Here is a 22,641-nt window from a genome sequence, read left to right on the forward strand (position 1 = left end):
GGTGACCTCAGCGCAGATACGGGTTGCCCGGCGCCGGACCCGGCAAGGGCCCCGGCACCAGACCCGCGTTCGCCGCGGCGTACTTCGGCGTGCGCTTGTCGAACAGCGCGAACAACAGCAGCCAGACCGCCATCGCCAGGGTGAAGATGACGACCGCGCCGAAGATGAGATCGCCCGCGTCCGACTCGATGGTCGTCCACAACAGCGTCACCAGCTCGTACAGCGCGAACGCGGTGAAGGCGCCCCAGTCCGAGCCCCGGCCGCGGCGGATCGCCACATACAGGAACGGCACCCACACCAGCAGCCCCAGCGACACGATCACCAGAACCGACCACGCGAGCCGCTGTGCCCAGCCGGCTTCCAAGCGCTTGCCCATGCCCATCACACCCCCCGAGCACTCACCAGCGCCCTACGAGCCCCCCCCCGAGATGTTTCCCGGGCTCCGAGAAACATCTCGGGGTGTCATGTTCCCACCCGATGGGTCATGCGTGCTGGTGTTCGCCCTTCAGGGACGTCACGATCTGGGCCGCCAGCTTCTTGGCCGTGGCGGCGCCGTTGTCGTGCCCGTCCGTGGACATGACGCTGACGACGTCGGTGCCCGCGCGCACGGCGATCAGGGTCGTGCCGTTCTCCCAGGCGCTGTCGGTCAGGGTGATGGTGTACGCGGCGTCGCCCAGGCCGGGCGTGGTGGCGCCGGTGGCCTTCACCTTGCTGTGCGTCTGGGAGTCGGTGAAGGTCGCGCACGTGGTCGCGGCCTTCTCCAGGTTCGTCAGCACGGTCGTCGAGGTCGTGCCGCGGTAGGTGTCGACCTCCTGGGCGATGTCCTCGGAAGTGTTCTTGCTGATGTAGTCGTTCTGGGCGAAGGACACCCCCGAGTCGCCGGTGATCGTTATCCAGCTGGTGCCGCCCAGCAGGGAGCAGTCCGGCTTCGGCGCGGGGGAGGAGCTCGGCGGGGCGTACGTGGTGCCGGAGTCACGCGCGCCGCTCGGGTCGACCGCGAAACCGGCGGCGAAGAAGGACGCGGGCGCCAGTGCCTTCTTGAGCTGCGCGCCCGTCAGCAGACCGGCGTTGGGGTCCTTGGCCGGCTTCGTCTTGGCGGACGAGGGCTGGGCGGTGGTTCCGGAGGAGCAGGCCGCCAGGGCCAGCGGGAGCACGGCTGCGGCGAGCAGCGCCTTGGCCGCGCGGGAGGGGTGACGCATCGGGATGTCTGAGTCCTTCTTCGAGAAGTGGTGCTGTTGAGCCGAGCGGACTCTATGGGTGCACAGGCCATCCACAGGCATGCATGCGTCAAAGATCACTAAAAGAGGGAGTCGATCGGCCCGGGGTTCCGTGGACTGCCCATGTTTTGCCGTGCCTTGAGGGATTCTTGTGGCGATCGAGGTGCGGGGTTTCCCGATCAAGGGGGTGGTGTCGGTTACCGTGCGATCCGCCCCGCGCGCCGGGGGCCGGTCACCCGCTCTCGTCGGTGAGCCGGGGATGGGCGCCGACGGGGCTCAAGCGTCGTGAACTGTCTTGGTTTGTTCTCTGTGTCCGCAAGTCCTGCGCGCTCCGTGCGCCGTGACGTGCGCGTGTCATGAATGGGGTGGGGATGTCCAGCCATCGGATGTCTAAGAAGGGCCGTTACATCGCTTGGGCGACGGCGGGAGCGGCCGTGGTCGCCGGGGCCGGGATCGCGGCGCAGACGTCGATGGCGGCGACCACCTGGCCCGCCCAGCGGACGTTCACGGGCCGCGCCTTCGACACCTGTGCCGCACCGTCGCTGACCGCGATGAAGGCCTGGCACACCGGCTTCTACGGAGCGGCCGCGGTGTACATCGGCGGCAAGAACCGCGGCTGCAGCCAGCCCAACCTCACCGCGTCCTGGGTGAAGTCGGTCAGCACGCTGGGCTGGAAGCTCATCCCGCTGTACGTCGGCGCCCAGCCGTCCTGCCAGACCGGCTCCAACCCGGAGAAGCTCACCGCGACCAACGCCGCCTCGCTCGGCGCCACCGACGCCGCGGACGCGGTGGCCAAGGCGTCCGCGCTGGGCATGAAGGCGGGCAGCCCGATCTACCTGGACATGGAGTCGTACGACATCACGAACGCGGCGTGCAACAAGGCCACGCTGACGTACGTACGCGCCTTCGACAAGGCGCTGCACGCCAAGACGTACCGGACCGGGTTCTACGGCTTCACCAGCTCCAGCGCCAAGGCCATCGCGACCGCGACCGACAAGACGGACCTGCCGGGCAACCTCTGGTACGCGCTGTGGGACAAGGCCAACACCACGACCTCGGACTGGCCGTGGGGCTCCACCCAGTTCACCGGCCACAGCCGCGCCCACCAGTACATGGTCAACAGCAAGGAGACCATCGGCGGTTACACGATCACCGTGGACCGCGACGCCTGGGACGCGCCGGTCGCCATCACGGGCTGACAGTCGAAGGTGCCGCAGACACAGCGCGCGAAGGCGGCGCGTGAGGCCACGCGGGAGTCGCGGCTCGCCGCCGGTGTGCGGGCGGTACTCCAGTGGCCGCGTGTACTGGGCGCCCAGGGGGTCGCGATGGTGGCCGGTGCCGTGACCGTCGCGGTCGCGGTCGCGGTCACCGGGTACTTCCTCTCCCGCACCGACACCAAGCCGAAGCCGTCCGACCCCCGGGCCCGCCACTACGAGGACGTCGACGTCTGCCTGCTGACCGGCGAGGACGGGATCACGGCCGGGACCACCGCGGCCGAGGTCTGGCAGGGCATGCGGGACGCGTCCCGCAAGACGCACGCGCGCGTGAGCCACGTGCCGGTGACCGGTGAGCAGTCGGCGGCCCACGCACGGGCCCACCTCGACGGACTGCTCCAGCGGTCCTGCGACGTGGTCCTCGTGACCGGGAAACCGGAGGTCACGGCCGCCACGCAGACCGCCCCGCAGCACCAGAAGGTCGACTTCGTGCTGGTGGGGGACGCCGGGACCGACGCCACGAGCGCCAAGAACATCACCGTGGCGCGCGTCGGCGACGGACTGCGCGCGGAGGTCGCCGGGGTCGTCGAGCGCGAGGCCGAGGCACGCGGTTAGCCGGGCCGGTACGACAGGACGCGATCGGCCGCGTCGGTGGATGCGAACGGTCGTACGAGCGGACGGTGGCCGTCCCACGTGTCACGGCGGCCGCGGCGGTATCTGAAGTCTCCGCGAATCGTTGGTCGAATGGCTGGCCGAGAGCCGGGCCACTGCCTAACATCGATCACCGCAAGACTTTGTGCACCGTCGCACAATCTCCTCGGGAGGTTTCCTTGCACCGCCGCCGTCGCACCGCGTTCGTCCTCTCCGCCGCGATCGTCGCCGCGGCCCCCCTTCTCACGGCGTGCGGCGGCGAGGCGCACCCAGGCGCCGCGGCCGTCGTCGGTGGTCAGCGGATCACGGTCGCGCAGTTGGAGAGCCGGGTGAACGAGGTGCGCTCGGCGCAGCGTGCCGCCATCAAGGACGAGACCCAGTACGAGCAGGCCATCGCCAAGACCGGCAGCCTCGCCCGCGCCACCCTGCACACCATGGTCCTCGACCAGGTCCTCGACCGGGCCGCCAAGGATGCGGGCGTGAGCGTCACCCGCGCGGACACCCAGCAGATGCGGGCGGAACTGGAGCAGCAGGCAGGCGGCGCGAAGGCGCTGGAGACGGCCTGGCTGCAGCAGTACGGGGTGGCGCCCCGGCGTCTCGACGACAACCTCCGTACCGAGATCGAGGCGCGGAAACTCGCCGCCGCGCTCGGTGCCGACATGAACACCACCGACGGCAAGGCCACGTTCTGGAAGGCCATGTCCGACGCGTCCAAGAAGCTGAACGTCGACCTGAACCCGCGCTACGGCGCCTGGGACGTCCAGAAGAGCAACGTCGATGTGAAGACTCCGTGGCTGCGGGAGGTCACACCGAACGGGACTCAGCAGACGGCGTAGCAGGTCAGAAGGCCTGCAGGAGCCCTGTAGAAGCCCTGCCTGTGGATAACTTCCGGGGGCGTCGGTGGCGTGGGTTACGTTCGTGGGGTGAACGCAACCAGCTCCGACGCCGCCGCCCAGGTTCCCGACCCCGGCCGTATCGTCCTGCTCACCACCAGCCACCGCGTCGCCCCCGGACTGCTGTCCTGGCCCGCCTGGCAGGTGCTGCGCGCCGCCGACCAGGTGCTGTGCGCGGACGGTGCGCATCCGCAGCTGCCGTATCTGCGCGAGGCCGGCATAAGCGTCGACGAGGCGTCCCCCGCTGCCCAGGACCTGGTGGACGCCTGCGCCGGCGGCCGCGTGGTGGTCGTCGTCGCCACCGGCGAGGGCGAGCCGCGCCTCACCGACGGCCTGGCCCGCCTCGCCGGCTCCGGCCGCATACAGATGCCGGACCTGGAGCTGCTCCCCGCCTCGTACGACCTGCCGGGCGCCCGCCTGCTCGACCTCGTCCAGGTCATGGACCGTATCCGCGTCGAGTGCCCCTGGTCGTCCCAGCAGACCCACAAGGGCCTCGCGAAGTACGGGATCGAGGAGGCATACGAGCTCGTCGAGGCGATCGAGGAGGGCGACCGGGACGAGCTCAGGGAGGAGCTCGGCGACGTTCTGCTCCAGGTCGTCTTCCACGCCAGGATCGCGGAGGAGGACGCGGAGACTCCCTTCTCCATCGACGACGTGGCGGGCGGCATCGTCACCAAGCTGATCCACCGCCACCCGCACGTGTTCGGCGACGAGACGGCCACGACCCCCGAGGAGGTCAAGGAGCACTGGCTGCGCACCAAGGCCGAGGAGAAGCGGCGGACGTCCGTGACGGAGGGAGTGCCACTGGGTCAGCCGGGCCTCGCCCTCGCGGCGAAGCTGGCATCGCGTGTGCGCACGGCGGGACTTGAGGTCGAACTGCCGCGCGGCGAAGGCGTGGGTTACGAACTGCTGGCCATCGCCGCCCGAGCGGAGGCCGAGGGAGTGGACCCGGAGGCGGCCCTGCGTGCGGCCGCGCGAGCTTATCGGGATGCGATCCGGGCGACGGAGACGGGCTGAAGCAGCGGCAGCAGCGGGAGTAGGGGGAGTGGGGGGAGTGGGGGGAGTGGGGGGGGGAGCGAGGGAAGTAGATGAGGGGGGACGGCCCTCAGGGTCATGTGGTCGGGGCGCGGCTTGTCGGGTTGTGCCAGTTGGGGTGGGGGCGGTCCAGGAGCCACTCCGCGGGGCCCAGCGGGCGGGTCCGGCCGGGGTCCGTGGGCGGGAGGAGGTCGTGGAAGATCCGTTCGGGCGGGGTACCGAGGGTGGGGAGGGCCCCGGCGATCTCCTCGACGAGCTGGGGCGGACCGGCGAGATAGACGTCGTGGTGGGCCCAGCCGGCGCGATTGCCCAGCGCGGTCAGCAGTCGCTCGGTGGCCTGGGCCTTGGGGCGGCCAGGGGCGGGGGTGATGAACGTGACGGCGAGACGGGGTAATTGGGACTGGAGACGTTCCACGGCCGACCGGTCGTAGAGGTACGAGGTGTCGCGGGCCACGAGGAACAGCCGGGCCTCGTGCGTGGCGTCGAGTCGCTGGAGCAGCGCCTTGACCGGGGCCCAGCCGGTACCGGCCGCGACGAAGGTCAGCGGCCGTTCCACCGGCGTCCGCAGGGTCAGACCGCCGCCGGGTGCGCCGAGCCGCAGAACGTCACCTTTCCGGGTCTGTCGGACCAGGGCGGTGGACAGCACCCCGTCCTCGACGCGGCTGACGTGCAGGTCGACGGTGTGGTCGACGCGGGGGGCGTTGCCGAGCGAGTACGGGCGCCAGATGCCCGGCAGGTGGGGGACGTTGACGCTGACGTACTGGCCGGGGGAGTAGCGGAGCCGGTGGTGCGGGCGGAGGGTCAGTACGACGAGGTCGTCGCCGTACGGGGTTCGGGACACGACCTCGGCGTCCCACCAGGGCGGTTCACCCTCGTGCTGTGCCTCCCACGCGCCCTGGAGCATGACGTTCGCGATCGCCCCGTACGCCTCGCCCCAGGCCTTCTCGGCCTCCGCGTTCCACGCCGACCCCGCGACGACGGCGAACGCGGCGATGAGGCTCGCCCCCACGGCGGCGTAGTGCTCCGGCTCGGCCAGGTACTTCCGGTGGTCCCGTCCCAGCTCCCGTAGATATCCCGGCAGCGTCGGATCCTCCAGCCGCTCCATCACATACGTGAGTGCCGCGAACAACCGGTCCCGCTGTCGCTCCATGTCCTCCGGGAAGTCCAGGGGGAAGAGCCCGCGGACGTCCGGGTTGTGCCGGAAGAGATGCGAGTAGAAGTACTTGACCGCGAACTCGGCCCGTCTCTCGACGACCGCGAAGCTGGATCTGAGTATTTCGGGGTCCACGGCGCGAATTAAGGGAGGTCGCGAGCCGTGGAGTCAAACAGCAGCCGATTCAGGGATGGCCTGGGGCGAAAGGGACATGCCCCGCGACATGCCCCGCGGCGTGCCCCGCGACGAGCCGCAGGCCCGTCGCCCAAGGGGCCCCTCGCCTCCGCCTCCCCTCCGCCTCCCCGCCCCTCCCCTCCCCTCCCTCCGGATACCGTCAGGGAGTGACCGATCAGCCGCCGCCGTTCAGCCCCGCTCCCGAACTCTTCACCTGGGAGTTCGCCAGCGATCCCTATCCCGCGTACGCCTGGCTGCGGGAGCACGCCCCTGTGCACAGGACACGGCTGCCCAGTGGGGTGGAGGCCTGGCTCGTCACCCGGTACGCGGACGCCAAGCAGGCGCTCGCCGACGCGCGGCTCAGCAAGAATCCGGCGCATCATGACGAACCCGCGCATGCCAAGGGGAAGACGGGTATCCCGGGAGAGCGCAAGGCCGAGCTGATGACGCATCTGCTGAACATCGACCCGCCGGACCACACCCGGCTGCGGCGGCTGGTCTCGAAGGCGTTCACGCCACGGCGGGTGGCCGAGTTCGCGCCGCGCGTGCAGGAGCTCACCGATCAACTGATCGACCGGTTCGCGGAGAAGGGGTCCGCGGATCTGATCCACGAGTTCGCGTTTCCGCTCCCCATCTACGCCATTTGCGAGCTGCTGGGCGTACCCCGCGAGGATCAGGACGACTTCCGCGACTGGGCGGGGATGATGATCCGGCACGGCGGCGGCCCGCGGGGCGGGGTCGCGCGGTCCGTCAAGAAGATGCGCGGATACCTGCTCGAGCTCATTCACAAGAAGCGGGAAGTCCTGCCTGACGTGCCCGCGCCCGGTGAGGACCTCATTTCGGGGCTCATCCGCGCGTCCGACCACGGTGAGCACCTCACGGAGAACGAGGCCGCCGCCATGGCCTTCATCCTGCTCTTCGCCGGGTTCGAGACGACCGTCAACCTCATCGGCAACGGCACGTACGCCCTGCTCACCCACCCCGAGCAGCGGGCGCGCCTGCAGAAGTCCCTCGCCGCCCACGAACGCGAACTCCTCGAGACCGGCGTCGAGGAGCTGCTTCGTTACGACGGGCCCGTGGAACTGGCCACGTGGCGGTTCGCCACCGAAGCTGTTCGCATCGGCGGTCAGGACATCGCACCTGGCGACCCCGTCCTCGTGGTCCTCGCGGCTGCGGACCGTGACCCCGCGCGGTTCGAGCGGCCGGACACGCTCGACCTCTCCCGGCGTGACAACCAACACCTCGGCTACGGCCACGGCATCCACTACTGCCTCGGCGCCCCGCTCGCCCGCCTGGAGGGTCAGACCGCGCTCGCGACTCTCCTCACCCGCCTTCCCGATCTCCAACTCGCGGGAGATTCGGCCGATTTGCGCTGGCGCGGCGGGCTCATTATGCGCGGATTGCGCACGCTTCCAGTGGAGTTCACGCCTTCGGTACCGGTCAAGCGATAGCGGGCGACCATACACCTACGGGCATTCAAACCTGACGCGTACTCAACTCTGTGATCTTCACGTGATCTACGCTGCATCGACTTGTGACAAGTGTTCGGGTGCGGATACGTTCACTCGTCAACGCGACTCACACGTCGCGTAGTCACCTGCTGTCACGTGAAAGGCTTCCGCATGCTCTCCGGGAACGGCCGCCATCGTCGCCCCCGTCAGGCCCCGGCCCTCATCGTCGCGGCAGGAGTGACCGGATCCGCCATCGCGATCCCGTTGCTCGGTGCCACCAGCGCGAGTGCGGCCGACGGCACCACGTGGGACCGGGTCGCCGAGTGCGAGAGCGCCGGCCAGTGGAGTGCCGACAGCGGCAACGGGTATTACGGCGGACTCCAGCTCAGCCAGGCGGACTGGGAGAAGTACGGCGGCCTCAACTACGCGCAGAGCGCCGACGAGGCCAGCCGCTCGCAGCAGATAGCCATCGCCGAGCAGCTCCTCGACGACCAGGGTGTCACCCCCTGGCCGACCTGTGGACCGCTCTCCGGGCTGAGCAGGAACTCGGGCGACGTCCTGGTCGACACAGGCGTGGCGAACGACTCGTCCGGCGAGTCGAAGTCATCCGGTTCGTCCAGTTCGTCCAGTTCGTCCGCCTCGTCCGGCTCGGGGTCCCATTCGTCTTCGTCTGGATCGTCTTCGTCCGGTTCGTCCTCGAAGGCGACCAAGAACACGACGAAGGCCGACACCGGCGGCACTCAGGGAACGGACAGCTCCGACACGGAAGCGACGAAGGGCGACAGCTCGGGCAACTCCGGCCAGGACGACGGCTCTTCCGATGCGTCCGAGAACGCGACGACCGGCGCCGGGCGCCACCGTGGCGGCACCGCGGACGAGAACACCACCGACAGCGCCGTGGACGGCCGTACCGACGACCCCTCCGGGCGGCACGCCTCGCGCGGCACCGGCGCCTCCCGTGATGTCGTCGACGGCTCGTACGTCGTGCGCGCCGGAGACAATCTCTGGACCATCGCCGACGCCCTTGACCTGGACGGCGGATGGTCCGAGCTCTACGACGCGAACAAGAAGACGGTCGGCGTCGACCCGGACCTCATCCTCCCCGGTCAGAGCCTTTCAGTTGGTGTCGAATCGGGCGAAAAGTAGGGGCAGTTCGCGTCACGGTTCGCTGTGTAATGTCCGGTTTGGTGCGAGTGAGAGATGGATCTCAAAGGCCCTGATCGTCTTTGGAATTCAACCGATCGACTGCTTACGGTCATCACCGCTCGCCACAGCGGGCCCCGACGGTCGCAACGCCGAATCCTGCCAACGGCCGTACGGGAACAGTCGACGCGTAAGCGCCGTAGGCAGGAGCGGGGGACCCAAGGTAAGTGCCGCATCCGGTAGTTGACCGGGAGCGGCTTGGGGTGAAGCCGTGCGCTCACAGCGCGCGGCCGGGCACTCACCCGCCCGAACCCGACAGCTCACCTCGCAGGCGTCGGTGAGGGGATCTCCTCATGCTGTTTTCCAGCAAGGGCAAGCGCCGCCGTTCGTCCAAGGCCACCCGTGTGGCCGCGCTCGCCGGTGTCACCGGTGTCGCCATCGCCGCTCCGCTGATGGCGGCCGGCAACGCCTCCGCCGCCACCACCTCCGAGTGGGACGCCGTCGCCCAGTGCGAGTCCGGCGGCAACTGGTCCATCAACACCGGCAACGGCTACTACGGCGGCCTGCAGTTCTCCGCCTCCACCTGGGCCGCGTACGGCGGCACCGCGTACGCCGCGACCGCCGACCAGGCCTCCAGGTCGCAGCAGATCACCATCGGCGAGAAGGTCCTCGCCGCGCAGGGCAAGGGCGCCTGGCCGACCTGTGGCACGGGCCTGTCGAGCGCCGCGTACACCGGTGGTGCGAGCGCCCCGTCGACCTCGTCGTCCTCGAACGGCTCCTCGTCGAACAGCTCGCCGAGCACCAGCACCACCACCCGGTCGACGGACACCGCCGCCTCCCGTTCGGCGTCCCGCCCGGCCGCCGAGAAGACCGTCTCCACCCCGACCGGCAAGAAGGTCAAGAAGGGTGACGGCGAGTACAAGGTCGTCAAGGGTGACAGCCTCAGCTCGATCGCCGAGAAGAAGAAGGTCAAGGGCGGCTGGCAGCGGCTGTTCAAGCTGAACAGGGACATCATCGACGACGCTGACTTCATCTACCCGGGTCAGCAGCTTCACCTCAGCTGAATGACAGGTCCCGCATAGAAGGGGTCTCCACACTGGAGACCCTCGTGAGGTCCTACCCCCGTCCCCACGGGCTCCCCGCTCCGGTGCGTGTTCCCCCGTACGCATCGGAGCGGGGCTTTTCGTTCCCGGATTCCCGCACCCGGATTTTCGTACCCGTTTTTGTTCCGTTCTGGAACAATGTGTACGTTCAGTTCTGCCCAAGGGGTGGGCGACCGGCTGGCCGATCCCCCCGGGGCGGTTAGGCTCATGTCGCGAAGCCATCACAGGCTCCGCGTACCCGCGTCACATCCCAGAAGGAGATGCTCGTGCCGTCCATCGACGTCGTCGTAGCCCGGGAAATCCTGGACTCCCGAGGCAACCCCACGGTCGAGGTCGAGGTCGGCCTCGACGACGGCAGCACCGGTCGTGCCGCCGTCCCGTCCGGCGCCTCCACGGGCGCCTTCGAGGCCATCGAGCTCCGTGACGGTGACCCCAACCGTTACGGCGGCAAGGGTGTCGAGAAGGCCGTCCTCGCCGTCATCGAACAGATCGGCCCGGAGCTCGTCGGCTACGACGCCACCGAGCAGCGCCTGATCGACCAGGCGATGTTCGACCTGGACGCCACCGACAACAAGGGCTCGCTCGGCGCCAACGCCATCCTCGGTGTGTCGCTCGCCGTCGCGCACGCCGCCTCCGAGGCGTCCGACCTCCCGCTCTTCCGCTACCTGGGCGGCCCGAACGCGCACCTGCTGCCCGTTCCGATGATGAACATCCTGAACGGCGGCTCGCACGCCGACTCCAACGTGGACATCCAGGAGTTCATGATCGCCCCGATCGGCGCGGAGTCCTTCTCCGAGGCCCTGCGCTGGGGCGCCGAGGTCTACCACACCCTCAAGAAGGTGCTGAAGACCAAGGGCCTGTCCACCGGCCTCGGCGACGAGGGCGGCTTCGCCCCGAACCTGGAGTCCAACCGCGCCGCCCTCGACCTCATCGTCGAGGCCATCAAGCAGGCCGGTTACGTCCCCGGTGAGCAGATCGCGCTCGCGCTCGACGTCGCCGCGTCCGAGTTCTACAAGGACGGCAAGTACGAGTTCGAGGGCAAGTCCCGCTCGGCCGCCGAGATGACCGAGTACTACGAGGAGCTCGTCTCCGCGTACCCGCTGGTCTCCATCGAGGACCCGCTGTACGAGGACGACTGGGCCGGCTGGAAGGTCATCACCGACCGGCTGGGCGACAAGGTCCAGATCGTCGGCGACGACCTCTTCGTCACCAACCCGGAGCGTCTGGCCCGTGGCATCGAGGAGGGCTCCGCGAACGCCCTGCTCGTCAAGGTCAACCAGATCGGCTCGCTGACCGAGACCCTGGACGCCGTCGAGCTGGCCCAGCGCAACGGCTTCAAGTGCATGATGTCCCACCGCTCCGGCGAGACCGAGGACGTCACCATCGCCGACCTCGCCGTCGCGGTGAACTGCGGCCAGATCAAGACCGGTGCCCCGGCCCGCTCGGACCGCGTCGCCAAGTACAACCAGCTGCTGCGCATCGAGGAGATCCTCGACGACGCCGCGGTGTACGCGGGCCGCAGCGCGTTCCCGCGGTTCAAGGGCTGACACCCCGCTGAGGGTCAAGCCTTCGCCAGTCGTACGTACGTCCCCGTACCCGGTCCCGTACCGTGTGCGGGGACGTACGCACGTGACGGGCCGGCACTACCGGGGAGGCGGGACTCATGGCTGTGAAGGACCGGGACCGGTTCTCCACCGCGACCAGGCTGAAGCTGCTCGGCGAGCAGACGGCGGCCCGGGTCTACCGCTCGCAGACCAAGCGCCAGGCCCGCCGCTCCCGCCTGACCGGCCGCGCCGCGCTGCTGGCTCTCGTACTCTGTTCACTGATCGTGGCCCTCGCGTACCCGATAAGGCAGTACGTGTCCCAGCGCGCCGAGATCGCCGATCTGGAGCGGCAGCAGGAGCGGGCCCGCGCCCGGGTCGAACAGCTGCGTGACCTCAAGGCGCGCTGGCAGGACGACGCGTACGCGAAGCAGCAGATCCGGGAACGGCTGCACTATGTGCTGCCCGGCGAGACCGGCTACGTCGTGATCGACCCGGACGCGGCGAAGCAGTCGCGTACGAATCTGGGGGCGGCAGCCCGTCCCTGGTACGCCAACGTCTGGGACGGCGTCGACAAGTCGGACCGTTCCGACCGGTGAATTGAAGAAGAAAGAGACTTGAGCACAGGCATGGAAACGCCCCCGCCGCCCACCCCGCGCACCGAGCCGACCGACGCGGACGTCGAGGCATTCAAGCAACAGCTCGGCCGGCCGCCGCGCGGGCTGCGGGCGATCGCGCACCGCTGCCCCTGCGGTCAGCCGGACGTGGTGGAGACGGCGCCCCGGCTGCCCGACGGTACGCCGTTCCCGACGACGTACTACCTGACGTGCCCGCGTGCGGCTTCCGCGATCGGCACGCTGGAAGCCAACGGCGTCATGAAGGAGATGACGGACCGGCTGGCGACCGATCCCGAACTGGCCGCCGCGTACCGGGCCGCCCACGAGGACTACATCGCGCGGCGCGACGCCATCGAGGTGCTGGCGGGCTTTCCGAGCGCCGGAGGCATGCCGGACCGGGTGAAGTGTCTGCATGTGCTGGTGGCGCACTCGCTGGCCGCGGGGCCGGGGGTGAACCCGCTGGGCGACGAGGCGATCGCGATGCTGCCGGAGTGGTGGCGCAAGGGCGCGTGCGTGGTGGCGGCGGAGCCGCCGTCCCAGGAGGAGTGAGGGGGCTGCGCCCCCCCAAGGCGGGGCTTCGCCCCGACACCCCGCCTGCGCCGAGTGCTTCGTCCGCGGGCCGGCGGGGGTTGAGCGCGCAGTTCCCCGCGACCCTGAAGGGCCGGGGCCTCGCCCCGGGGCCCCGGCCCCGGTCGCGCGTCGTCGAGCCGAATTCACGAGCAGGAGACAACAACCGATGACCAGGGTCGCCGCCATCGACTGCGGTACGAATTCGATCCGCCTCCTCGTCGCCGACGCGAACCCGGCGACGGGAGAACTCGTCGAGCTGGACCGCCGGATGACGATCGTCCGGCTCGGCCAGGGGGTCGACCGCACCGGACGCCTCGCCCCCGAGGCTCTGCAGCGCACCTTCGCGGCCTGCCGCGAGTACGCGGAGGTCATCAAGGAGCACGGCGCGGAGCGACTGCGCTTCGTGGCGACCTCCGCCTCCCGCGACGCGGAGAACCGCGACGAGTTCGTGCGCGGCGTGCTGGACATCCTGGGCGTCGAACCGGAGGTCATCACCGGCGACGAGGAGGCCGAGTTCTCCTTCGGCGGCGCGACCAAGGAACTGACGGGCCGGGACGACCTGGCCAAGCCGTACCTGGTCGTGGACATCGGCGGCGGGTCCACCGAACTGGTCGTGGGCGACGACCACGTACGCGCCGCCCGCTCCGTGGACATCGGCTGCGTACGGATGACCGAGCGGCACCTCGTGCACGACGGAGTCGTCAGCGACCCGCCGGCCCCCGCGCAGATCGAGGCCGTCCGCGCCGACATCGAGGCGGCCCTCGACCTCGCCGAGCGGACGGTCCCCTTGCGCGAGGCCCGTACGCTCGTCGGCCTCGCGGGTTCGGTCACCACGGTCGCGGCCATGGCGCTGGAGCTCCCCGCCTACGATTCGACCGCCATCCACCACTCCCGGATCCCGTACGAGAAGGTCCGCGAGATCACCGAGTGGCTGCTGGCCTCCACCCACGCCGAGCGTGCCGCGATCCCTTCCATGCACGCGGGGCGCGTCGACGTCATCGCCGCCGGCGCCCTCGTACTGCTCTCGATCATGGAGCGGATCGGTGCGGCGGAGGTCGTGGTGAGCGAGCACGACATCCTCGACGGGATCGCGTGGTCCGTCGCCTGAGCCGCCCGGAAGGGGCCCCTGGGCAGGGGCCCGAGGGCCCCTCGCTACCCGCTGGTAGCCTCTCCTGAGCAGGTGGGGCAACGTATGAGCGCGCCCAGGGGGCCATTCGGACCCTCTCGGCGACACGCCGCCGGAAAAGTTCGTGAAGTTCTTCACAAGGAATTCGGCCCTGTCGGGGGACGATTGGGCCGCCCGGGTGTCCCTAGGGGGCTCGCCAGGCTCGGGAGGGTGCTCAACGGAGCGTTCCGGGAGTGTTTCCGGCGCGTGAAGCGCAGGGGTGGTTCGGCCGGTTCGGAGACCCGGAGCGGCAGCTCACGGGGTGTTGGCAACGGTCCGCACTACACGGTGGTTCCCCCTCGCCGCCATGACCTGGGTCACGTGGGCGGCGCAGTGTAGCAGAGCCCCCACCGAAGCTTGTGAAGGGGCGCACGAGCGACCCCCCGGAGGCGGGTGGATACTCGATGGCATGAGCACCACGGAGCGTCCCAGGATCCTCGTAGTAGGCGGTGGGTACGTAGGCCTGTACGCAGCTCGGCGCATTCTCAAGAAGATGCGCTACGGAGAGGCGACCGTCACGGTTGTCGACCCCCGGTCGTACATGACCTACCAGCCCTTCCTCCCCGAAGCCGCCGCCGGCAGCATCTCCCCTCGGCACGTCGTCGTCCCGCTGCGACGCGTCCTGCCCAAGGCGGAGGTCCTCACCGGTCGGGTCACCACCATCGACCAGGACCGCAAGGTCGCCACGATCGCCCCCCTCGTGGGCGAGGCGTACGAGCTGCCTTTCGACTACCTCGTCGTCGCGATGGGCGCGGTCTCCCGCACCTTCCCGATCCCCGGCCTCGCCGAACAGGGCATCGGTATGAAGGGCATCGAGGAGGCCATCGGTCTGCGCAACCACGTCCTCGAGCAGCTCGACAAGGCCGACTCGACCACTGACGAGGAGATCCGCCGCAAGGCGCTCACCTTCGTCTTCGTGGGCGGTGGCTTCGCGGGCGCGGAGACCGTCGGTGAGGTCGAGGACATGGCCCGCGACGCGTCGAAGTACTACACCAGCGTGTCCCGCGAGGACATGCGCTTCATCCTCGTCGACGCCGCGGACAAGATCCTTCCCGAGGTCGGCCCCAAGCTCGGCCAGTACGGCAAGGAGCACCTGGAGAGCCGTGGTGTGGAGATCTACCTCTCCACCTCCATGGACTCCTGCGTCGACGGCCACGTCGTGCTGAAGAACGGCCTCGAGGTCGACTCCAACACCATCGTGTGGACGGCCGGCGTCAAGCCGAACCCCGTCCTCTCCCGCTTCGGTCTGCCGCTCGGCCCGCGTGGCCACGTGGACACCCAGGCCACCCTCCAGGTGCAGGGCACGGACTACATCTGGGCCGCCGGCGACAACGCGCAGGTGCCGGACGTCGCCGCCCGCAAGGCCGGCGTCGAGAACGCCTGGTGCCCGCCGAACGCGCAGCACGCGCTCCGTCAGGCCAAGGTGCTCGGCGACAACGTGGTCTCCGGTATGCGGGGCTTCCCGCAGAAGGAGTACGCGCACGCCAACCAGGGTGCCGTCGCGGGTCTCGGCCTGCACAAGGGCGTCGCGATGATCGTCATGGGCAAGGTGAAGATCAAGGTCAAGGGCCGTCTCGCCTGGTACATGCACCGTGGCTACCACGGGCTGGCCATGCCGACCTGGAACCGTAAGATCCGCGTCGTCGCGGACTGGACGCTCGCGATGTTCCTCAGGCGTGAGGTCGTCTCGCTCGGTGCCATGGAGACTCCTCGTGAGGAGTTCTACGAGGCCGCGAAGCCGGCTCCGGCCGCGGCCGCCGTGGCTCCGGCCGCCGCCGCCAAGACCGAGGAGAAGGCCAAGGCCTCCTGACCTCCGGTCACCTGTTCGTCCCTGAGGGACCTCCCGCCATCCGTGGTGCGGGGGGTCCCTTTGGCGTTGGGGTGACGTCCCGGCGCCGGGGCCCGAAAGAACGTGGTGGGTACAGGTATTTTGCCCAGCTGTAACGCAAAAGGGGGACTGCGCGCGAGGCCAGTTGGTGTTTACGTGGTGTTGGAGCGTTCGGGAGTGTTGTCTCGGAGGTGTACGCCATGCAGGACGCCGCGCCGCGTCTCAAGAGCCTTGTCGAACAGCTGGTGGGAGCCCCGCTCCCGATGCGCATCCGCGCCTGGGACGGCTCGGAGGCGGGCCCTCCCGGCGCCCCCGCCCTCGTCGTACGGAACAGGCGCGCCCTGCGCAGGCTGTTGTGGAAACCGGGTGAGGTGGGGCTCGCCCGGGCCTGGGTCGCCGGGGACCTGGGAGTGGAGGGCGACCTCTACACCGCGCTCGACCTCATGTCCGGGCTCGTCTGGGACCGGGGCGAGGACGCGCGAGGCGTCGCGGAGTCCCTGCGCGACCCCGAGGTGCGGGCCGCGGTCCGCGGGTTGGTGAAGATGGGCGGCCTCCCGTTGCCGCCCACCCCGCCCCAGGAAGAGGTCCGCAGGCGCCGCGGCCACCTCCACACCAAGCACAGCGACAAGCGCGCCATCAGCCACCACTACGACGTCGGGAACGACTTCTACGAGATCGTCCTCGGCCCCTCGATGGTCTACTCGTGCGCCTACTGGGAGGACGGCGGCGCCCTTGAGGACGCCCAGCGGGACAAGCTCGAACTCATCTCGCGGAAGCTCGATCTGAGGCCGGGGCAGCGGCTCCTCGACGTCGGCTGCGGCTGGGGCTCGATGGCGATCCACGCCGCCCGCGAGCACGGCGTGAGCGTCGTCGGGGTCACGCTCTCGCAGGAGCAGGCCGCGTACGCCCGTAAACGGGTCGCGGACGAGGGACTGACCGACCGGGTGGAGATCCGGGTGCAGGACTACCGGGACGTCGCCGACGGGCCGTACGACGCCATCTCCTCCATCGGCATGGCCGAACACGTGGGCGCCGAGCGCTACCTGGAGTACGCCGAGGTGCTGTACCGGCTGCTCAAGTCCGGCGGGCGGCTGCTCAACCACCAGATCGCACGGCCGCCCCGGCGGGACGAATCGGCGTACGACGTCGACGAGTTCATCGACGCGTACGTCTTCCCGGACGGCGAGCTCGCGCCCATCGGTACGACCGTCACCCAGCTCGAACGCGCCGGGTTCGAGGTCCGTGACGTCGAGTCGATCCGCGAGCACTACGCCCTCACGCTCCGCCGCTGGGTCGCCAACCTGGAGGCGCAGTGGGCGCGGGCCGTGGCCCTCAGCAGCCCGGGCCGCGCCCGTGTCTGGCGCCTGTACATGGCGGCCTCCGCGGTCGCCTTCGAGCGAAACCGCATCGGCGTCAACCAGGTGCTCGCGATCAGGACCCCCGAGCCCTCCGGCGCCTCCGGAATGCCCCTGCGGGCCAGAACCTGGAACCCCGCCCGCTGACGGCCGGGGCCCCGTTCCGATCCGGAACGGGGCCCCGACTCTCGTCACCGGTCCTCCGCTACTCCGACTTGATCGCCGTCAGCATGTTCAGGCGGGACGCCCGGCGGGCCGGCCACAGCGCGGCCAGCACGCCGACCGTTCCCGCGAGGAGCAGGAAGAGGGCCATCCGGGCCCAGGGCAGGACCAGTTCGTACGTCGACATCCTGCTGCCGACGAGCTCACCGGCGGCCCAGCCGAAGAACACGCCCAGGCCGATGCCGAGCACGCCGCCGAAGAGCGAGATGACCAGGGACTCCAGGCGGACCATCCGCTTGATGCCCTTGCGGTCGAGACCGATGGCGCGGAGCATCCCGATCTCCTGGGAGCGCTCGAAGACCGACATGGCCAGGGTGTTGATGACGCCGAGGACGGCGACGATGACCGCCATGGCGAGCAGGCCGTAGAGCATGTTCAGGATCAGGGTGAACATCTGCGCGATGCCGTTGGAGATGTCCTTCTTGTCCTGGACCTGGATGGCCGGGTTGTTGTCGAGGGCCTTCTCCAGCTTGTTCTTGGTCGCCTCGGACGTGCCGCCGGCCGTCTTCAGCATGACCTGCATGTCGGAGGCGTCCGGCAGGTGCGGGGAGAGCGTCGCGTTGTCGACCATGATGCCGTGGATCATCACGTTGCCCTGGTAGATCCCGGCGACGGTGAGCCGCTGCTTCTTGCCGTCCTCGTAGGAGACCGTGACGTCCGAACCGGTCTTCCAGCCGTGCGACTTGGCGAGGTCGTCGTCCACGACGACCTGCGTGCCGCCGACCTTGAAGGCGCCCTCGTCGACCGTGAGGTCGGTGAGCTCGGCGATGGACTCCCCGTTGACGCCCGTCAGGTACTCGGTCGTGCCGTCGATGCGCGAGGGGGAGTTGCGCAGGGGACTGGTGTCGGTGACGCCGTCGAGGCCGGCGAGGGTCTTCGCGACGTCCGGGGAGAGCGGGATGCCGTTCGCCATCGACACGACGTAGTCGGCCTTGATCGCGGAGCTGGCCATCTTGTCGATCGACTTCTGCAGGCTGCCCGCCATCACCGTCATACCGGTGATCAGGGTGAGGCCGATCATCAGGGCGGAGGCGGTGGCGGCCGTACGGCGCGGGTTGCGCACCGAGTTCTGCCGGGCCAGCTTGCCGGAGACCCCGAAGAGGCGGAGCACCGGGGCCGCGGCCGCGATCAGCGGGCGGGAGAGCAGCGGGGTCAGGACGAAGACGCCGATGATGAGGAGAACCGCGCCCAGACCCATCGGGGCCTGGCCGTCCGAGCCGCTCATGGTCGTCGCGTACAGGACGACGGCGATACCGGCCGCGGCGAACAGCGCGCCGAGCGTGTTCCGTACGACCAGGGACTTCGTCGTGGCCTGCGCGTGCACGCTGCTCATCGCGGCGACCGGCGGGATCTTCGCGGCGCGCCGGCCGGGCAGCCAGGCGGCGAGCATGGTGATGAGGATGCCGACGAGCAGGGCCGTGGCGATGGTGCCGGGCGAGATCACCAGCGGGCCGTCCGGGACGGTCGCGCCGAGCGAGCCCATCAGCGAGCGCATGCCCGCTCCGATGCCGATGCCCGCGAGCAGCCCCGCCACCGCGGCGACCGCGCCGACGACGAAGGCCTCCACGAGCACGGAGCGGGTGACCTGGCGGCGGGAGGCGCCGACGGCGCGCAGCAGGGCCAGTTCCTTGGTGCGCTGGGCGACCAGCATGGTGAAGGTGTTGGCGATGATGAACGTACCGACGAACAGCGCGATGCCCGCGAAGACCAGCAGGCCCGTCTTCATGCCGCTCATCGCCGCGGAGATCGCGCTCGCCTGGTCGTCGGCGAGCTGCCGGCCGGTGGTGGTGGAGGCGATGTTCTTCGGGACGACCTGGTCGAGGGCGCCGCGCAGGGCGGTCTGGCTGGTGCCGGACGCGGCCTTCACGTCGATCTCGTCGTACTCGCCGACGCGGTGGAAGAGCTGCTGCGCGGTGGCCGTGTCGAAGAGGGCGAGGCTGCCGCCGGCCGCGACGTTGCCGTCGTCGGTGGTGAAGATGCCGGCGACGGTGGGGGTGAGGACGGGGCCGTCGACGGACAGCCGCACGGTGTCGCCGACCTTGTAGCCGGTGCGCCTCGCGGTCTCCGCGTCGAGCGCGACCTCGTTCCTGCCCTTCGGCGCGTGACCCTCGGCCAGCGGGTAGCGGGCGTCCTTGGTGCCCCAGTAGTTGCCGCCCTGCGACTGGAAGCCGCTGCCGACGAGCTTGCCGTGCTTGTCCGCTATCGCGGTGAAGCCGCTCACGACGCCCACGGTGGTGCCGGCGCCGGGGACCTTGGCGGCCTTCTCGAGCAGTGCCTGTGTGAGCTTCTGCTCCTTGCCGACCTTGTCGCCCTTGTCGTCCTGGGTCTCGGGCTGGATGGCGACGTCGACCTGGTCGAAGCCCTTGGCGGAGCTGTTCTGGTAGGCGTCGGAGATGGTGTTGGTGAAGACCAGCGTGCCCGATACGAACGCCACGCCGAGCATTACGGCGAGCACGGTCATCAGGAGCCTGGCCTTGTGCGCGAGCACGTTGCGCAAGGCGGTTCGGAACATGGGGTTTCTCAGTCCAGGAGGGTGAGGCGGTCGGCAGGAAGGGTGTGGCTGTGTCCGCGGCGAGTTCTCTCGCCTTCGGATCAGCTGGTGCGGCCCTTGGCGTCGAACTGCTTCATGCGGTCCAGGACGGAGTCCGCGGTCGGCCCGTACACCTCGTCCACGATCCGTCCGTCCGCGAGGAAGACCACCCGGTCCGCGTACGCCGCTGCCACCGGGTCGTGGGTCACCATCACCACGGTCTGCCCCAACTCCCGTACCGAGTTGCGCAGGAAGCCCAGCACCTCCGCGCCCGAGCGCGAGTCGAGGTTTCCGGTCGGCTCGTCGCCGAAGATGATGTCGGGCCGGGAGGCGAGCGCGCGGGCGACGGCGACGCGCTGCTGCTGGCCGCCGGACAGCTGGGAGGGCCGGTGGCTGAGGCGGTCGGAGAGGCCGATCATCGCGATGACCTTGTCCAGCCACTCGCGGTCGGGCTTGCGGCCCGCGATGTCCATCGGGAGGGTGATGTTCTCCAGGGCCGTCAGCGTCGGCAGCAGGTTGAACGCCTGGAAGATGAAGCCGATCTTGTCCCGGCGGAGCTTGGTGAGCTGCTTGTCCTTGAGGGAGCCGAGCTCGGTCTCACCGATGCGCACGGAGCCGGAGGAGAAGGTGTCGAGGCCCGCCACACAGTGCATCAGCGTGGACTTGCCGGACCCCGAGGGACCCATGATCGCGGTGAACTCGGCCTGCCGGAAGTCGACGGAGACCCGGTCGAGGGCGACCACCTGGGTCTCGCCCTGTCCGTAGACCTTCGACAGTTCCGTGGCGCGGGCGGCCACCGTGGTGGCCCGGTCGGCGAGGGGCGTGCTGGTCACGGGAGGGTGCTCCTGTCGGGACGACGTCGTTTCTGGGGACGTGTCCCATCCTCGCGGCCGTTCGGCGCCGTGGAGTCAGCCGCTGTTCCGGTTCCGGGGACAGCCTCGGGTCGGACCGCGGACGGTCTTGTCATACCTGGGGATGAGGGCGCGCCCTGAGTGCGCCCCGAGTGCTTCTTGCGCGCCGTCCGGGTGCGACCCCTGTGGGTGCGTCCGTTCGGACGGTGAAATTCCGTCATTCCGTATACGTGGGTCTGCGTAGCCCGAAAGGCTATTGGCAAGTGCGGATGGCCCGTACCGGGGGCTGATGCACCCTCAGACGTCAATAAAATAAGACAACATCGGTTCGCTCGCCCGCTGTTCGAGGGAAGCGTCCCGATAGGCTCGGAACCTCGACGCGGAGCCCATGGCCTGCCCGGATGGTGGAATGCAGACACGGCGAGCTTAAACCTCGCTGCCCCTCGCGGGCGTACCGGTTCAAGTCCGGTTCCGGGCACCTCCGACCCTTCTGGTCCTTTACGTCCCTCAGGGGCGCCTTCGGTGACTTCATCGTGAACCGTTGACAGCAAGCGCGTGCCGTCGCAGACTCCCGTCAGGAAATGGTGAAGTAATTTTCACCAGGCGAACAAGCTGGGCGGAACGCGAAGGGGCGTGCCGGATGCGTACCACCGTCGGAATCATCGGAGCCGGGCCGGCCGGCCTGCTGCTGGCGCGGCTGCTGCACAACGCGGGGATCGACTCCGTCGTGCTGGAGAGCCGCGACCGGGCGTACGTCGAGCGGCGGCAGCGCGCGGGGATCCTGGAGCAGGGGACGGTGGACGTGCTGCGAGCCGCCGGGGCCGGCGGCCGGATGGACCGGGAAGGGCTGCGGCACGACGGGATCGAGCTGCGGTTCGCGCGGGAGCGGCACCGGGTCGACTTCCCCGCCCTGACCGGCGGCAGCTCCGTGATGGTGTACGCCCAGACGGAGGTGTGCAAGGACCTCATAGCGCTCCAGCTGGAGGAGGGCGGCCCACTGCTCTTCGGGGCCGAGGCGCTGGCGGTGGAGGGGGCGGAGAGCGAGCGGCCGCGGGTCCGCTTCCGGCGCGAGGGGCGCGACGAGGTGCTGGAGTGCGATTACGTCGTCGGCTGCGACGGGTTCTGGGGGGTGGCCCGGCAGGCGATACCCGCCGACCGCTCCCGCGTATTCGAACGGACGTACCCCTTCGGGTGGCTGGGAATCCTCGCGGACGTGCCGCCCTCCCACGACGAACTGGTCTACGCCCGCCACGACCGCGGCTTCGCCCTGCTCAGCATGCGCTCGCCCGCCGTGTCCCGGCTCTACCTCCAGGTGCCCGAGGGCACGGACGCCGAGTCGTGGGCGGACGAGGAGATCTGGGACGAGCTGGAGCGGCGCTTCGAGACCGCCGACGGGTGGCGGCTGGAGCGCGGCCCCATCACCTCCAAGTCGGTCACCCCCATGCGCAGTCACGTCCACGAGCCCATGCGGCACGGGCGTCTCTTCCTCGCCGGGGACGCCGCCCACATCGTTCCGCCGACCGGCGCCAAGGGGCTCAACCTCGCCGTCGGTGACGTGGTGACGTTCGCCCGCGCGTTGGTCCACCTGGAGGAGACCGGATCGGCGGAACGTCTCGACGCGTACTCCGAGACCTGTCTGCGCCGCGTCTGGCAGGCCGAGCGGTTCTCGTACGACATGACGACCCTCCTGCACCGTGCCCCGGGCGCGACCCCCTTCGAGGACCGCGTCCAGCTGGCCAGGCTGCGCCGGATCGCCACCTCGCGGGCGGCCGAGACGGACCTGGCGGAGGGGTACACCGGGTTCTCCCTGGACTGACCGCCGCGGAGCCCCGAGACGCCGCCGAGTAGGGCGTAAGGGGCCTGTCACGGCTTGGTACCAGTGCGCGCGGACCGGGAGACACACGCGTACCTTGGCAGCGTGAGGGAAA

Annotated in this window: 19 protein-coding genes, 1 tRNA gene and 1 riboswitch; of the genes, 15 read left to right on the forward strand and 5 right to left on the reverse strand. The window is 69.7% G+C overall.

Annotated elements, in window-relative coordinates; translation table 11 throughout:
- Positions 1 to 7: 7 nt before the first annotated feature.
- Both OG568_RS30115 and OG568_RS30120 read right to left on the reverse strand, forming a co-directional pair.
- Positions 8 to 382 carry a hypothetical protein gene (locus OG568_RS30115; protein ID WP_329533810.1) on the reverse strand — a complete coding sequence of 125 codons (375 nt, stop codon included), beginning with the start codon at positions 380 to 382 and terminating at the stop codon, positions 8 to 10.
- Positions 383 to 482: 100 nt separating this feature from the next.
- Positions 483 to 1,199 (reverse strand): hypothetical protein, encoded by a 717-nt coding sequence (locus tag OG568_RS30120; RefSeq protein WP_329533811.1) that lies wholly within the window; start codon positions 1,197 to 1,199, stop codon positions 483 to 485.
- 389 nt (positions 1,200 to 1,588) lie between these two features.
- Here OG568_RS30120 and OG568_RS30125 point away from each other — a divergent pair, with 389 nt between their 5' ends.
- From OG568_RS30125 to OG568_RS30140, 4 genes are all read left to right on the forward strand, one after another.
- Complete coding sequence (locus OG568_RS30125) at positions 1,589 to 2,416, forward strand: glycoside hydrolase domain-containing protein (RefSeq protein WP_121415926.1); 828 nt, start codon at positions 1,589 to 1,591, stop codon at positions 2,414 to 2,416.
- Positions 2,417 to 2,425: 9 nt separating this feature from the next.
- Positions 2,426 to 3,046, forward strand: a complete 621-nt coding sequence (locus OG568_RS30130) for a hypothetical protein (RefSeq protein WP_329533812.1) — start codon at positions 2,426 to 2,428, stop codon at positions 3,044 to 3,046.
- Between the two features lie 215 nt (positions 3,047 to 3,261).
- Complete coding sequence (locus tag OG568_RS30135) at positions 3,262 to 3,918, forward strand: SurA N-terminal domain-containing protein (RefSeq protein WP_329533813.1); 657 nt, start codon at positions 3,262 to 3,264, stop codon at positions 3,916 to 3,918.
- An 87-nt stretch (positions 3,919 to 4,005) separates the two neighbouring features.
- Positions 4,006 to 4,992: a nucleoside triphosphate pyrophosphohydrolase gene (locus OG568_RS30140; RefSeq protein WP_329533814.1), complete on the forward strand. Its 987-nt coding sequence runs from the start codon at positions 4,006 to 4,008 to the stop codon at positions 4,990 to 4,992.
- A 94-nt stretch (positions 4,993 to 5,086) separates the two neighbouring features.
- On the opposite strand, the gene OG568_RS30145 is transcribed toward OG568_RS30140, so the two are convergent.
- Positions 5,087 to 6,298: a globin domain-containing protein gene (locus OG568_RS30145; protein WP_329533815.1), complete on the reverse strand. Its 1,212-nt coding sequence runs from the start codon at positions 6,296 to 6,298 to the stop codon at positions 5,087 to 5,089.
- A gap of 206 nt (positions 6,299 to 6,504) precedes the next feature.
- Between OG568_RS30145 and OG568_RS30150 the strand changes: the two genes are divergently transcribed.
- The 9 genes from OG568_RS30150 (at position 6,505) to OG568_RS30190 (ending at position 17,257) form a co-directional block, all read left to right on the forward strand.
- Complete coding sequence (locus OG568_RS30150; RefSeq protein WP_266582876.1) at positions 6,505 to 7,788, forward strand: cytochrome P450 family protein; 1,284 nt, start codon at positions 6,505 to 6,507, stop codon at positions 7,786 to 7,788.
- Positions 7,789 to 7,959: 171 nt separating this feature from the next.
- Positions 7,960 to 8,934, forward strand: coding sequence for a transglycosylase family protein (locus OG568_RS30155; RefSeq protein WP_329533816.1), 975 nt, complete (start codon positions 7,960 to 7,962; stop codon positions 8,932 to 8,934).
- 182 nt (positions 8,935 to 9,116) lie between these two features.
- A riboswitch (cyclic di-AMP (ydaO/yuaA leader) is annotated at positions 9,117 to 9,280 on the forward strand.
- Positions 9,281 to 9,284: 4 nt separating this feature from the next.
- Complete coding sequence (locus tag OG568_RS30160; protein WP_329533817.1) at positions 9,285 to 9,995, forward strand: transglycosylase family protein; 711 nt, start codon at positions 9,285 to 9,287, stop codon at positions 9,993 to 9,995.
- Positions 9,996 to 10,294: 299 nt separating this feature from the next.
- Entirely contained in the window at positions 10,295 to 11,581 is a 1,287-nt protein-coding gene (gene eno / locus OG568_RS30165; RefSeq protein ID WP_266433954.1) for a phosphopyruvate hydratase, read from the forward strand.
- Positions 11,582 to 11,697: 116 nt separating this feature from the next.
- Positions 11,698 to 12,174 (forward strand): FtsB family cell division protein, encoded by a 477-nt coding sequence (locus OG568_RS30170; RefSeq protein WP_266433956.1) that lies wholly within the window; start codon positions 11,698 to 11,700, stop codon positions 12,172 to 12,174.
- Between the two features lie 30 nt (positions 12,175 to 12,204).
- Entirely contained in the window at positions 12,205 to 12,741 is a 537-nt protein-coding gene (locus OG568_RS30175) for a DUF501 domain-containing protein (RefSeq protein ID WP_329536500.1), read from the forward strand.
- 187 nt (positions 12,742 to 12,928) lie between these two features.
- Positions 12,929 to 13,870 (forward strand): Ppx/GppA phosphatase family protein, encoded by a 942-nt coding sequence (locus OG568_RS30180; RefSeq protein ID WP_329533818.1) that lies wholly within the window; start codon positions 12,929 to 12,931, stop codon positions 13,868 to 13,870.
- 466 nt (positions 13,871 to 14,336) lie between these two features.
- The gene (locus tag OG568_RS30185; RefSeq protein WP_329533819.1) at positions 14,337 to 15,737 is read left to right on the forward strand and encodes an NAD(P)/FAD-dependent oxidoreductase; all 1,401 of its coding nucleotides are present in this window, start codon (positions 14,337 to 14,339) and stop codon (positions 15,735 to 15,737) included.
- Positions 15,738 to 15,955: 218 nt separating this feature from the next.
- The gene (locus tag OG568_RS30190; RefSeq protein WP_329533820.1) at positions 15,956 to 17,257 is read left to right on the forward strand and encodes a cyclopropane-fatty-acyl-phospholipid synthase family protein; all 1,302 of its coding nucleotides are present in this window, start codon (positions 15,956 to 15,958) and stop codon (positions 17,255 to 17,257) included.
- 58 nt (positions 17,258 to 17,315) lie between these two features.
- Here the strand turns inward: OG568_RS30190 and OG568_RS30195 are convergent, their stop codons facing one another.
- Both OG568_RS30195 and OG568_RS30200 read right to left on the reverse strand, forming a co-directional pair.
- Positions 17,316 to 19,844 (reverse strand): ABC transporter permease, encoded by a 2,529-nt coding sequence (locus OG568_RS30195; RefSeq protein ID WP_329533821.1) that lies wholly within the window; start codon positions 19,842 to 19,844, stop codon positions 17,316 to 17,318.
- Between the two features lie 80 nt (positions 19,845 to 19,924).
- Positions 19,925 to 20,695 carry an ABC transporter ATP-binding protein gene (locus OG568_RS30200; protein ID WP_266413291.1) on the reverse strand — a complete coding sequence of 257 codons (771 nt, stop codon included), beginning with the start codon at positions 20,693 to 20,695 and terminating at the stop codon, positions 19,925 to 19,927.
- Positions 20,696 to 21,108: 413 nt separating this feature from the next.
- Here OG568_RS30200 and OG568_RS30205 point away from each other — a divergent pair.
- Positions 21,109 to 21,191, forward strand: a tRNA-Leu gene (locus OG568_RS30205).
- 162 nt (positions 21,192 to 21,353) lie between these two features.
- Positions 21,354 to 22,529, forward strand: coding sequence for a 4-hydroxybenzoate 3-monooxygenase (locus tag OG568_RS30210; protein ID WP_329533822.1), 1,176 nt, complete (start codon positions 21,354 to 21,356; stop codon positions 22,527 to 22,529).
- Positions 22,530 to 22,641: the final 112 nt, after the last annotated feature.

This window comes from Streptomyces sp. NBC_01450 (assembly GCF_036227505.1).
Taxonomy (GTDB): Bacteria; Actinomycetota; Actinomycetes; order Streptomycetales; family Streptomycetaceae; genus Streptomyces.